The organism is Actinopolymorpha sp. B9G3, assembly GCF_040120725.1.
In the GTDB taxonomy this organism is placed as follows: domain Bacteria; phylum Actinomycetota; class Actinomycetes; order Propionibacteriales; family Actinopolymorphaceae; genus Thermasporomyces.
This window is the reverse complement of sequence record NZ_JBEEAB010000001.1, coordinates 144,070-157,013: the sequence shown is the minus strand read 5'-3', so window position 1 is coordinate 157,013 and position 12,944 is coordinate 144,070. Positions and strand designations below refer to the sequence as shown.

Sequence of the window (12,944 nt, the reverse complement as noted above, 5' to 3'; positions counted from 1 at the left end):
CCTCGAACAGTCGACAGGCCCGGTCGCCAGCCGCCTGCGACGGACGGGATCGGAGAGGGTGCATGCGCGCGGTGTGGTTGCGGGAGTTCGGCGGTCCGGAGGTGCTGCGGGTGGAGGAGACGCCGGAACCGCCGGTGGGACCTGGCCAGGTCATGATCGACGTGACGTACGCCAACATCACGTTCGTGGAGACCCAGGTCCGCGCCAACGCCGGACCGTTCGAGGTCGAGCTGCCGATGATCATGGGCAACGGCGTCGGCGGCGTCGTCACGACCGTCGGAGAAGGCGTCGACAAGGCCCTGATCGGTCGACAGGTCGTCAGCAGCACGGGTGGGTCCGGCGGCTATGCCGAACGGGTCGCCACCGACGCTGCCGGGCTGTTCGACGTGCCGCCCGGGCTGGATCTCGACGCCGCGGTGGCGCTGCTCGCCGACGGGCGTACCGCCGTGATGCTCGTCCGCACGGTCGGCATCGCCAAGGGCGACCGCGTCCTGGTCGAGGCGGCCGCGGGTGGCGTGGGCACGCTGCTGGTCCAGCTGGCGCGGACGGCCGGGGCCACGGTCGTCGCGGCCGCGGGCGGTGACCGGAAGGTCGAGGTCGCCCGCGATCTTGGCGCCGAGCACGTCGTCGACTACCGCCGGCCGGACTGGGCCGAGCAGGTACGCGAAGCCGTCGGCGGGGTCGACGTCGTCCTCGACGGGGTAGGCGGAACCGTCGCCCACGCGGCGTTCGACCTGCTCGACCGGGGCGGGCGGATGCTCAGCTACGGGCTCGCGAGCGGCGAGTGGGCCGGCATCTCCGCTGACGCAGCAGCGGAACGTGGCGTCGCCCTCGTGACGTCGACACCCACCCAGGAGGAGTTGCGTACGTTCACGATCGACGTCCTGGCCGAGGCGGCGGCCGGACGGGTGCGTCCGCTGATCGGGCAGCGTTTCCCGCTGGAGCGCGCCGGCGACGCGCATGCCGCGATCCAGGGAAGGGCCACCGTCGGCAAGACCCTGCTCGAGGTGCGGTGAGCGGGATCGGGTGGTTGTCAGGGTTCGCGTCCACCGATCCGGCCGGCTGACCTCGAACCCGGCGGCACGCACTCCCACCTCTACCCTCGTGGGGAAAGGAGTGTGACCGTGAGAATCGTGCTCGCCGAGCCCCTGCTGTACGACTACCTCCCCCAGCTCGAACGCGCGACGAGGGACCGCCACGACTGGCACCTCGCCGAGAACCTCGACGCAAGCGTGGTCGCCGACGCCGAGGTGCTGGTGGCGAGCGGCCTCTCCAGCGATCTCGCCGCGGCGGCCAAGCGGCTCCGCCTCGTCCACGCTCCCGGCGCGGGCTACGAGGCGATCGCCCTCGACGCGCTGCCGCGCGGAGTGCTCGTGGCCAACACGTTCCACCACGGCCGGTCGATCGCGGAGCACGTCGTCATGGTGACGCTGGCGCTGACGCGGGACCTGCGCGGTACCGACAGTGACCTTCGGGCGGACCGGTGGCGGTCACCGCGGTACGTACGCGAGGCGGTCCGCCCTGCCACCCTCCGCGGCAGGACCCTGGGCGTCATCGGCCTCGGCGAGATCGGGTCGGAGACCGCCCGCATGGCATCGGCGTTCGGGATGCGTACGATCGCGGTCCGCCGCCACGCCGGCCGCACGCCTCCGGACGGCGTGGCTCTCGACTGGGTGGGCGGCATCGACGACCTCCCTCGCCTGTGCGCGGAGGCCGACGTCGTGGTGGTGACCGTACCGCTCAGCGCGGAGACGACCGGGCTCATCGGCGCGCCGGAGCTGGCGGCGATGGGGCCGGGGACTCTCCTCGTCAACGTCGCGCGCGGACCGGTCGTCGACGAGGACGCGCTCTACACCGCGCTCGTCGAACGCCGGATCGGCGGCGCGGCCCTCGACGTCTGGTGGCACTACCCGGACGAGGCCGGTCACGGCAGCCCGGCAAGTCGGCCGTTCGCCGACCTGGACAACGTCCTGCTCACCCCCCACGTATCCGGTGTCACCACCGAGACGTTCACCCGGCGGGTGGCCGACATCGCGGGCAACATCGACCGGCTGGCCGCCGGGGATCCGCTCGTCAATGTCGTTCACGGCGGAGACGATGGCTGACCCGACGGGCTTTCCGCCCGGTTTCCCGATCGGGGCGGACGTGACGGTCGCTCAGCTCGAGGGCACCGACGCGCACGCCGTGCTGGCCCGACTGCGGGCGAGCGAACCCGTGTCGTGGGTGCCGGCGCTCGGTGGCTGGCTGGTGACCCGGCGCGATCTCGTACTGGCGGCGATGCGGGACCCGGTGTTGTTCACGGTGGACGACCCGCGCTTCTCGACCGCCCGCGTCGTCGGCCGGAGCATGCTGTCGACCGACGGCGCGGAGCACGAACGGCATCGACGGCCGTTCGACCCGTCGTTCGGGCTCGGTGAGGTTCGTACCCGGTTCACGGCCGCGGTCGAAGCGGAGACGGAACGGCTCATCTTCGCGATGTACCACTCCGGCGCCGCCGAGTTGCGGCGCGGGTTCGCCGGACCGCTCGCGGTCGCGGTGGTCGCCGAGACGCTCGGGCTGGACGGGGTCTCCGCGCCGACCGTGCTGTCGTGGTACGACGCGATCGTGGCGGCGGTCTCGGGTGTAGCGGCCGGTCAGGAGGTGAGCACGGCGGGCCGGGAGGCGTTCGACGCGCTTCGGACGAATGTCGAGGCGATGGTCGCCGGCGGACCGGGCGACGGCGCCGGTGGGCCGTCACTTCTCGCGGCCGCCGGTGCTACCGGAGGTCTCCGTACGGACGAAGTGGTCTCCAACGCCGCCGTCCTCATGTTCGGCGGCATCGAGACCACCGAGGGCATGACCGCGAACGCGTTGTGGCACCTGCTCAGCCATCCCGACCAGCTTGCTCTGGTGCGCGCGGACCCGGCGCTACTTGGTCCGGCCATCGAGGAGTCGCTACGACTGGAGCCCGCCGCCGCGGTGGTCGACCGCTACGCGACAGCCGACGTCGAACTCGGGGGAGCACCGATCCGGCGAGGCGACCTGATTGTCGTATCACTCGCCGGCGCCAACCGGGACCCCGCTGTCTTCGCCGACCCCGACCGGTACGACGTCCGGCGTGGCAACGCCCGCCAGCAGGTCGCCTTCGCCCACGGTCCGCACGTGTGCCTGGGCATGCACCTTGCCCGGCTGGAGGCAATGACCGCGATCCGTCAGCTGCTGGGCCGGCTGCCGGGACTCCGGCTCGACCCCGCCCGCCCGAGTGCGCCGACCGGTCTGGTCTTCCGCAAACCCCCGACCCTCCACACCCTCTGGGGCTAACCGAACCCCCCCCACCACGTGATCATGATCGTGATCATGAAGGACTCGGGGCGCATGGGCGACTTTTCCTTCATGATGGTGCGACGGCGACGGACCCGGCTACCGCGGGGGAGGTCGCTCCGGCTACATCCCGGTGAAGCCGGTCGAGAGTCGGGCGAGTGGCTCGACCAGTTCGCGTTCCTCGTACGACAGGTGTGACTGCAACGCATCGGTGAGCACGTCAACCGCACGTTGCACCTCGCCGATCGCGCCGGGACGCTCGACCATGCCGACAAGTGCTGCGTCGACGTCGTTGAGGATGCGGGCGATGACCTCGTGTTCCTCGGCAAGCCGGTCGATGACGGGCGCCAGCCTGGTGTCGGCCTGCCGCAGGCCCGGGAACATCGCCTGATCCTCGAGGCTGTGATGGAGAGTGAGGATCCGGCAGTACGACTGGCAGTAGGCGCCGAGCGTCCAGTTGTTCTGACGCATGGTCATCGCGTTGATCAGGGAGCGGGCGGCGCCCGGGTCGGTCGTACCGTCGGCGACCTGCTCGACCACATCGCGCACCTGGTCCAGCTCGTGCCGGAGGTGGTCGTGGATGTCGATCAGGTGCTGGCCCTGAGCGCGACCGGCCGGGGTGTAGCTGGTGTCGGCGTCCGCCCCGGGTCCGTGCGGACGGGTCGACTCGTCCCAGGGGCTGGTGCTTATCAGCCGCCGCGCGGGAGGCGGGGTGGGCACGACGCCGAGTCCGGTCGCGCCGGCGTATTCCGCCGGAGTACTCCCGGTCGGTCCGCTGTCGGCTGGCCCCACTTCGGTGGCCTCGGGACTGGTGGACTCGGGGCTGGTGGACTCGGGGCTGGTGGACTCGGTGCCGGTGGGTCGGGTGCTGGTAGGCGGTGTCCCAGCCGGCGGTGTCCCAGCCGGCGGTGTCCCAGCGGGCGGCGACCCAGCGCGTTCCCGGTCCACCAGGTCGCGGACGGCCGGCGCCACCTCGTGCGCGAACCGCTCGACGTCGGCGGTTCCTCCCGACTCGATCGCGAGGATGAAGCCGCTGATGCCGTCGGTCACGGCGAGTTCGGCGAGTTGCTCGACCCACACGCTCGGCGGTCCCTGCAGGAACTCGGCACCCGTACCCGTGAAGCTGCCGGTGATGTTGTAGAGCCGACGTACGGCACCGGGCGAACGGCCAGCCGTCTCAGCAGCATCGTCGATGATGTCGTTCATCGCCGCGAGCGTGTCCGGCGCGGCGTACGGCTGGCTGGGCAACCAGCCGTCGGCCGCCCGGCCGGTGAGCCGGAGCATCCGCGGTTTGTACGCACCCAGCCAGATCTGCATCGGATGGACCGGGAACGGTCCCGGCTTGGCGCCGGCGAGGCGATAGTGGCCGCCCTCCAACCGGACCCCACGACCCGGAGTCCACAGGGCCCGGATCACGGCGATGGCCTCCGTCAGAGCCTCGACTGCCTGTCCGGGCTTGCGGCGCGGCCCGCCCATTGCTGCGATCGCGTCCCACATGGCGCCGGCGCCCAGGCCAAGCTCGACACGGCCGCCGCTGAGGATGTCCAGGCTGGCCGCGCTGCGGGCGAGGACGGCGGGGTCGCGGAGGGGGAGGTTGGCGACATTGGGGAAGACCGTGGCGCGGGCCGTCCGGGCGGCGATGGTCGACAGCAGTGTCCAGGCATCGAGAAACCCTGGATGGTACGGATGATCCTGGACACTGATCAGGTCCAGGCCTCGGCGGTCGGCTGCGTCAGCCAGCGCGAGCAGCGCAGACACCTGGTCAGTGCTGGGCGACAGGAAGACGCCGAACCGCAGGTCGTGGCCGTAGTCGGGCATCGTCGATGGTCACTCACTCTCGGCTGGCCGGCGGCCGGGCGGCCGATGGCCGGGTGGTCCGGTGGCCGGGTGGTCCGGTGGCCGGGTGGTCTGGTGGACGGCTGCCGGTGGCCGGTGTCTGGGTGGTCGGGTGTTCGGGTGGCCTGGGTGGAAGGTGGTCAGCGAACACGGTAGCCGCGGCTTGCACCAGCACGTCGGGCCGGGCGTCAGGCGCCCAGTGGGCCGATCGGAAGGTCCCTCGCTCACGACGAGCACTGACAATCCTCGCCGAGCCCACCACCGGAAACCTCCATCCCTCGGCGAGTCCGACCCTGCTCCCCACAGCCCCGGCCGAGGACGTGCGAAGACAAGCGCCGCTGACAGGCCTTTCTTTGCAGCTTCGAAAAAACGAAAATCGCGGGAGCGGTATCCGGACGGCTACAGTGGTCGACGGAAACTGGCCCGACGTCGCAGACGCACGGGGGCCAAGGAAAACCGGTGCGCCAGGCGATCTCTGGCGCACCGGGAAACGTTCGGGGAAAAACGCTATCCGGGCCGAGTGGAACAGGAGCGCTGGTGAAGAGACCGCGATCTGACGCGCCTTTGGACGTATCGCTGCCGATACCGGAGATCGCACAGACGTTGCCGATTACCGGACCGGCGTTCAATCGTCCGGATCCGGACCTCATCCGCCGGATGAAGGTGGTCAGCAGCGCTACCGCGAGTGCCGTGATGCATCGGATGGGCATACGCCAGACCTTTATCCAGGGCCCGCTTCCTCGGCAACCGGGTGCCAAGGTCGTCGGTCCGGTGGTGACCTTGCAGTTCATGCCGAAGCGCGAAGACATCGTGACCGGTGTCGGATCCGGCGCGGCCGAGGAGCACGTGGAAAAGCGGAGTGCTCTCTGGTCGGTGTTCGAGACCGTCCAGCCGGGCGACATCCTTGCTGTGCAGGCCTTTGGAGACCTCAATACCGGGTGTATGGGCGAAATGCTCGTCACCTACTTCAAGGGACGCGGTGGCGCGGGGATCGTTGTCGATGGTTGTGTCCGCGACTGGCCGCACATTCAACAGATCGGTACTCCGATCTGGACTCGTGGATTCACTCCCAATTACGCCTCGCAGGGCACGCTTTTTCCCTGGGCCATCAATGTGCCCATCGCCTGCAGTCGGGTCCTCGTCATGCCGGGCGACATCATGATCGCCGACGACGACGGCGCCGTTCTCGTTCCCGCCCAGATGGCCCCACTGGTCCTCCAGCACACCGTGGATCACGAGGAGTGGGAAGAGTTCAGCCGGCTCAAGCTCGCCGAGGGGGGCGCTCTGCGCACCTATTACCCGCTCAGCGACGAGGGGTGGGCCGAGTACGAAGTCTGGCGTGCGCAAAATCCGACCGGCAGCCAGTGACGCCCTCCTCCTCAGGCACAGACCAAGACGCAGCTAGAGGGATGTGGATATGAAGATCACCGCTGTGAAGACTGCCGCGACGGTCGGACACGGTATGCACCTGTGGGTCAAGGTCGAAACAGATGAGGGCATCACCGGCATCGGCGAATGCGTGCACGGCGGTGTCCAGGCGATCGCGCTCATCCAGCAACTGCAGGCCAAGCTGGTGGGGCGTGATCCGTTCCAGATCGACGCGATCTTCGAACAACTGCGCCGGCAGAACGTCTTCAACGGCGGCTTCGCCGGTGCGCTGATCACCGCCCTCACCGGCATCGAGCTCGCCCTCTGGGATGTCAAGGGCAAGGCCCTCGGTGTGCCGATCTACGAACTCATGGGCGGCAAGTTCCGCGACGAGATCAAGGTGTACGCGGACTGCCAGGTCGAGCCCGGCATGGACTTCGATGACATCAAGCGGGTACTCGACGACATGCTCGCCCGAGGGTTCACCGCATTCAAGATCGACCTCGACATCTTCGCCTACGGCCACTCCGGCAGCGAGGTGGAGGGATTCCGCAAGGACAGGTTCAACTACACCGCCGGGCCGTGGGAGCACGAGCGGATGGTGCGCCTCGCCGAGATGGCGAGAGAGCTTGCTGGCAAGGAGATCGACTTCGCTGCCGATGTCCACACTCGGCTCGACGTGCCGAGCGCCATCCGGCTGGCGAAGGATCTCGAGCCCTTCCACCTGATGTGGCTGGAGGAGCCGGTCCCGCCGGAGAACGTCGATGCGATGCGCGAGGTCAAGCAGTCGACCACCACGCCGATATGCGCTGGCGAGAACCTCTATCTGCGCCACGGTTTCCGGGACCTGATCGAGAGTCAGGCAGTCGACATCATCATGCCTGACATCCCGAAGTGTGGCGGGCTCTCGGAGTGCCGGAAGATCGCGCACATGGCCGAGATCTACTACATGCCGTTCGCCCCGCACAATGTCTCGTCGCCGATCGGGACCATGGCGTCGGCGCACGTGTGCGCGACGGTGCCCAACTTCCTCGCGCTCGAGTTCCACTGGCTCGAACGTGACTACTGGTCGACGATCATCACCGACAAGGAAGACATCATCAAGAACGGCTTCATCAAGCTTCCGGACCGTCCCGGCCTCGGAATCGAGCTGGATGAAACGGTCGGCCGCCAGTATCAGTACCCCGGCACGACCTGGTTCGAATAGACCAGCCGCTGCCATGACGTGGGCAGTGTCCAGACGAACGCGGCGGCGTTTCGTTCTGGGCTGCCAAGGGCTCTGGCCGGGACGTCGGGCCACGGGGTTCGCCGGCACGCGTCGTGCCCTACGGCGGGCCGAGGTGGTGCAGGTCGATCCGCTGAACGTGGTGGCACGGAGCCATGATCTGGTTCTGCACAGTCGGGTGGTCGACTACCGTCCTGAGTACCTCGATGCGTTGCTGTACAGGAAACGGGAGTTCTTCGATTACGGCGGCTGTGTCTATATCCGCCCGATGGACGAGCTTCCGTACGTACGGCTGGCGATGGAGCAGGTGCGGTTAAGCGACCGGTGGCGATCCTACGAAGACGAGCACGCAGACCTGCTCTCCCGGGTTCGCGGCCATCTGCGTGATGACGGACCGCTTGCGGCGCGGGACTTTCCGGGCGTGGGGAAGACCGGCTCCTTTCGTTCGACCAAGGACACGTCGGTCGCGTTGTACTACCTGTGGTTGACCGGTGAGGCCATGACCTACGGCCGGAGGAGCTTCGAGCGGTTGTACGCACTGCGGCCCGCGGTCGCCCCTCCTGCCTACGACCATGTGGCCACGGACGCGGAGGCGGACGTCTTCTCGGCACACAAGGCTTCCCGATGGGCTGGCCTGTTCGACGCACCAACGTGGGCAGCACGATTTCATCGGCGGATCGGACGTCAGGAAAGGGCGAAAGCGCTCGCGGACCTGGTGGACTCAGGTTTTCTGACGCGCGTTTCGGTGGAAGGCGTGCGAGAAATGCACTACGTGCCGACCGACCGACTGGCCCTGCTGGAGCAGGTCGAAGCGGGCGGCGTGCCTCGTCCCTGGCGCGCTTCGGGACCTGACACGACGCAGGAGGCGGCCCTGTTGTCGCCGTTCGACGTCGTCCTGCGCGGACCGCGAGGTCTGTTCGATTTTGAGGCAGTCTTCGAGGCGTACAAGCCGGCGGCGAAGCGGCGGTGGGGTTACTACACGATGCCCGTGCTGTATGGAGACGACCTCGTGGCACGGGTGGATCCAGCATTCGACCGAGCTGGTGGAACCCTTCAGATCAGGGGATTGTGGCTCGAGACCGACGCTCTTGCTCGCGAGGATCACTTCGTCGATGCGCTCGGCGCGGGCCTCCTCCGGTTGGCCCGCTTCGTCGGCGCGGATCGCGTCGATGTCGACTCCGTCCAACCTGCACACATGCGTCAGCGGCTGAAGTACGTCGTCCGCAGGTGAGCCGTGCCCGGGCTTGTAATTCTGAACGCGGTTCTCCCCTCACGCAGAGTCGGCGTCGAGTTTGCCGGAGGAGTGCGCCGCTGCGGTTGGGTCGTCAGCGCTCAGGTGCTCGATGTCCCAGGTGGAGCGCTCCGACGGAGAGGAACGCGCCAGCCCAGCGGGCATCAGCTGACCTTGACGCCGAGCTGCCGGAGATCGGTGGCGCACTGGTCGGGAGAGCGGAAGTGGATGCTGTGTATTCCGACCTGGCGCGCACCTTCCACATTCGGCAGACGGTCGTCAATGAAGACGCACGCGTCAGCCGGCACACCCGATCGCCGCAGTGCCTCGGCGTAGATCCGTGGATGCGGCTTCATGACGCCCATTTCGTAGGAGAGGATGAGCTCGTCGAAGATGCCTACGACGTCCATCGTCTTCCTGACGAAGCCGAAGTGGATCTCGTTCGTATCGGACAACAGGTACAGCGGATACCGCGTCGTCAGTTGGCGAAGCAGGGCGACCGTCCCGGGAATCTCGGTGAAGATGTCGCCGTACATCGGAACGAACTCGTCGTACGCCACGTGCCTGCCGGCCGCGTCGTTTTTGCCGGCACCGCTGCCCACGTCGGCCCCTCGAGCGCCGACCAGATCCATGACGCGGCGGTGGTATTCGGGACCGGTGAGCCGGCCGGACTCGAAGTCCGCCTGCAGCCCGCCCTCATGCACCGTGGCGTGGATCTCCTCGGTCGACCACCCGACTCGTTCGGCCAGCCGCGCGCAGAAGATGAGGTAGTCGAACCGGCAGATCACGTTGCCGAAGTCGAAGATGACGAGTCGGATGTCTGCGGGAGTATTGGTGGTGGGAGTGATGGTGCGGTCCTTTCAGCGGCCGCCGCCGACGTCGAGCAGGGCGCCGGTCACGTAGGAGGCCTCGTCCGAACACAGCCAGACGATGGCATCGGCGACCTCGCCGGCCAGTCCGCCTCGCTTCATGGGGATCCCCGGCGCGAGCCGGGCGACCCGGTCCGGTTCGCCGCCACTGGCGTGGATGTCGGTCTCGATGAGCCCGGGACGCACCGCGTTGACCCGGATGCCTTCGCCGCCGACCTCCCGCGCCAGGCCGACGGTCATCGTGTCGATGGCGCCCTTGCTCGCGGCGTAGTCGACGTACTCGCCCGCGCCACCGAGCGCCGCCGCCCGTGACGAGACGTTCACGATCACGCCGCCGGATCCGTCATGCAGGGTCGACATCCGGCGGACGGCCTCGCGGGCGCACAGGAACGCACCGGTGACGTTGACCGCGAGCATGCGTTCGATCCGTTCCGGGGTGATCTCGTCGACGCGGGTGTGTGCCTGGTAGACGATGCCGGCGTTGTTGACCAACGCCGTGACGTCGCCGAGTCGGTCGGCGGCGGCGAAGAGGGTGGCCACGCCCTCCCAGGCGCCGACGTCAGCCCTGACGGCGGCCGCCCGCACGCCGCGGCTCTCGCACTCCCTGACCACGGCGTCGGCCGCTTCGATGGCGTTCTGATAACCGATGCAGAGCGACCAGCCGCGCTCGGCGAGCAGCAGTGCGGTGGCGGCGCCGATCCCTCGACTTCCACCGGTGACGACGGCGACCCCACGTTCCTTTGGCACGCTTCCAGAGCCTACGGAGGCGTCGCGGGCGTACGAATGGGACCCGGCCGGATCCGGAAGGTGCCTTGCCTCGTTCCCCCACTCCCGTCTTAATAGGTCTGGAATTCCAGTCCACATCTCTACCAATCGGCGCCGTGGAGTAGGTGAGTCCGTGCTGCGGAGCGTGCGCAAGGGGAGCGACGGTCAGCCTCCGTCGCTGCAGGTGTATCGGATGATTGCGAGCGCGATCGCCCGGGGCACCTTCCGCCCCGGCACCCGCCTACCACCTGAGCGGGACCTCAGTTCGTCCCTTGCGGTGAGCCGGGCGACACTCAGAGTCGCCCTCCGGGCACTCCACGACGACGGCCTGCTGGAACCGACGCACGGCAGTGGCTGGCACGTTGTCGCCCCGAGCGTGGTCGAGGAGGGGCAGGAGCCGCCGTTGAGCTTCACCGAGATGGCGGCACTGCGTGGACTGCGCGCGTCCGCCGAGGTTCTCCATCAGGGCACGCGGCCCGGCACGATCGACGAGGCCGACGATCTCGGCATCGCACCCGGGTCGGAGGTCTTCTGCCTCGACCGGCTGCGCAAGCTCGACGATGTGCCGGTGGCGCTGGCGAGCACCTGCATGCCGGCCGCGATGGTGGAGGCCGCGGTCTCCCAGGACTACTCGACCGGCTCCCTCTACGCCACGCTCCGCGAGCGCTGCGGGATCAACCCGGACCGGGCCGACTACGTACTTTCCGCACGTGGAGCCACCTCCGACGACGCCGAACAGCTCGGCATGCGGGAGGGGGAGGCCGTGCTCGTCGGCAAGTACACCTGCTTCGACGACCGCGACCGGCCGTTCGAGATCGGCCAGATCATCTATCGGGGGGATCGCTATCGCTTCAGGACGGTTCTCCGCAATCGGCGAGCCGCTCTGCCACCGCACCCGTAGGAGAAGGAATGGCCACCAGGACCAACGATCCCCGCCAGCCCGGCCGCAGCGCGCCCATCCGCAGCGCACCCGGCCGGCACGATCTGAGCCGGCGCAGCCTGCTCGGCATCGCCGGACTGGCCGGAGGCGCGTTCGCGTTGCCGGGATGCTTCTCCACCGGAGGGACGACCGCGAACCAGGGGAGTACGAAACCTGGAGGCAAGGTCGACTTGACATTCTGGCTGCCAGGCGGCGCGGACGGGTACCTGAAGGTGCACGAGGACGTCGCCAAGGAGTACGGAAAGCAGCACTCCAACGTCAACGTCTCGGTCACCCGGCTCACCGGTGAGCAGAACTTTCTCGAAGTGCTGCTCGCCCGGATCGCCGGAGGTAATCCACCTAGCGCCACGGTGTTGTGGGACACGCCGGTCGCCCTGGGCATTCGCGGTTCCCTGATGGAGCTCGACGCCTTCATGGAGAAGTCGGAGAACTCCCAGCTCGCCAACTGGCCCGAGGCCGTGCTCGCGAGCTGCCAGTTCGACGGAAAGACCTATGGGCTGCCCTTCACGGCGGGTTCGTACGCCATGTACTACAACCAGGAGTGGTTCGAGGAGAAGGGGATTCCGGCCGACCGCGAGAGCTTCCCCAAGACCTGGGACGACCTGCGCAGCCTGTCCAAGGAGTTCACCAGGTGGAAGGGCGACAAGATCGAGGCGGCCGGTTTCCTGCCACCCTTCGACCAGTACACGTTGCCGGTCTGGTCGGCCCTCAACGGCGGGCAGATCTTCGACGCGTCGGCTGGCAAGTACACCATCGACTCCGAGCAGAACATCGAGATGATGGAGTACTTCGTCTCCTGGATGAACGAAGAGTACGAAGGCGATCTGCGCAAGGTCACCAGGTCCTTCGAGGCCCTGCTCGGCGAAGCGCCGCCCACCTTCCAGGAGAAGCGGCTCGCGATGCGCTTCGACGGCACCTGGCTGATGGGCGACTTCTACAGCGTCGAGGCGAAGTTCGAACGCTGGGAGGTCGCGAGCAATCCGGTTGGTCCGAGCGGCGACAGCACGGTGTCGGGATACTGGCCGAACTGGATGGCCATCCCCACCGCCTCCAACAGCCCGGAGGAGGCCTTCAACTACCTCGACCACATCGCGGTCGACGGAGCGCAGGCACAGTTCGCGGAGTTTCCCGACCTGCCGACCAATGCGAAGGTCCCCGACGACATCGTGCCCTCGAAGCTCGTGGAGAGGCGCGGACAGGAGTATGCCGAGGACGCCACCGCGTTCTTCCGTGAGCAGTTGGACATCGCCACACCGATGTGGGACTCACCGGTGCAGACGTTCGCGATCGACCAGCTCACGCGCGTGCTCGAGCAGATCTCGACCAAGGCGGCGAAGCCCAAGGACGCGTTGGCAGAGGCACAGAAGGCCTGCCAGGCCGAGTTGGACAAGGTGCTGTGAGGTCCAGCCC

General features: G+C 68.0%; 11 protein-coding genes. 8 read left to right on the top strand and 3 right to left on the bottom strand.

The genetic code is table 11. The annotated features are described in order from the left end of the window. Window positions 1–62: 62 nt before the first annotated feature. The 3 genes from ABNF93_RS00695 to ABNF93_RS00685 all read left to right on the top strand — a co-directional run bounded on the left by ABNF93_RS00695 (window position 63) and on the right by ABNF93_RS00685 (window position 3,300). Window positions 63–1,016, top strand: a complete 954-nt coding sequence (locus ABNF93_RS00695; protein WP_349325494.1) for a zinc-binding dehydrogenase — start codon at window positions 63–65, stop codon at window positions 1,014–1,016. Between the two features lie 108 nt (window positions 1,017–1,124). Continuing rightward, window positions 1,125–2,105, top strand: a complete 981-nt coding sequence (locus ABNF93_RS00690; protein WP_349325493.1) for a 2-hydroxyacid dehydrogenase — start codon at window positions 1,125–1,127, stop codon at window positions 2,103–2,105. Beyond that, window positions 2,098–3,300: a cytochrome P450 gene (locus ABNF93_RS00685; protein ID WP_349325492.1), complete on the top strand. Its 1,203-nt coding sequence runs from the start codon at window positions 2,098–2,100 to the stop codon at window positions 3,298–3,300. Before ABNF93_RS00690 ends, ABNF93_RS00685 begins: the two co-directional genes overlap by 8 nt. A 123-nt stretch (window positions 3,301–3,423) precedes the next feature. On the opposite strand, the gene ABNF93_RS00680 is transcribed toward ABNF93_RS00685, so the two are convergent. After that, a complete protein-coding gene (locus ABNF93_RS00680; RefSeq protein ID WP_349325491.1) occupies window positions 3,424–5,118 on the bottom strand; it encodes an LLM class flavin-dependent oxidoreductase in 1,695 nt (564 codons plus the stop codon). A 555-nt stretch (window positions 5,119–5,673) separates the two neighbouring features. Here ABNF93_RS00680 and ABNF93_RS00675 point away from each other — a divergent pair. Genes ABNF93_RS00675 through ABNF93_RS00665 form a run of 3 tightly spaced genes read left to right on the top strand, consistent with a single transcriptional unit; the run spans window position 5,674 to window position 8,960 of the window. Next, window positions 5,674–6,504, top strand: a complete 831-nt coding sequence (locus ABNF93_RS00675) for a ribonuclease activity regulator RraA (RefSeq protein WP_349325490.1) — start codon at window positions 5,674–5,676, stop codon at window positions 6,502–6,504. A gap of 49 nt (window positions 6,505–6,553) precedes the next feature. Then, window positions 6,554–7,711 (top strand): mandelate racemase/muconate lactonizing enzyme family protein, encoded by a 1,158-nt coding sequence (locus tag ABNF93_RS00670; RefSeq protein WP_349325489.1) that lies wholly within the window; start codon window positions 6,554–6,556, stop codon window positions 7,709–7,711. Window positions 7,712–7,736: 25 nt separating this feature from the next. Further along, window positions 7,737–8,960, top strand: a complete 1,224-nt coding sequence (locus tag ABNF93_RS00665) for a winged helix-turn-helix domain-containing protein (protein ID WP_349325488.1) — start codon at window positions 7,737–7,739, stop codon at window positions 8,958–8,960. Window positions 8,961–9,124: 164 nt separating this feature from the next. Here the strand turns inward: ABNF93_RS00665 and ABNF93_RS00660 are convergent, their stop codons facing one another. Next, entirely contained in the window at window positions 9,125–9,766 is a 642-nt protein-coding gene (locus tag ABNF93_RS00660; protein ID WP_349325966.1) for an HAD family hydrolase, read from the bottom strand. Window positions 9,767–9,820: 54 nt separating this feature from the next. After that, entirely contained in the window at window positions 9,821–10,576 is a 756-nt protein-coding gene (locus ABNF93_RS00655; protein ID WP_349325487.1) for an SDR family oxidoreductase, read from the bottom strand. On the opposite strand from ABNF93_RS00655, the gene ABNF93_RS00650 reads away from it, so the two are divergent. Continuing rightward, window positions 10,476–11,495 carry a GntR family transcriptional regulator gene (locus ABNF93_RS00650; protein ID WP_349325486.1) on the top strand — a complete coding sequence of 340 codons (1,020 nt, stop codon included), beginning with the start codon at window positions 10,476–10,478 and terminating at the stop codon, window positions 11,493–11,495. The genes ABNF93_RS00655 and ABNF93_RS00650 overlap by 101 nt on opposite strands. Before the next feature lie 8 nt (window positions 11,496–11,503). Continuing rightward, complete coding sequence (locus ABNF93_RS00645) at window positions 11,504–12,934, top strand: ABC transporter substrate-binding protein (RefSeq protein WP_349325485.1); 1,431 nt, start codon at window positions 11,504–11,506, stop codon at window positions 12,932–12,934. The last annotated feature ends 10 nt before the right edge of the window (window positions 12,935–12,944 follow it).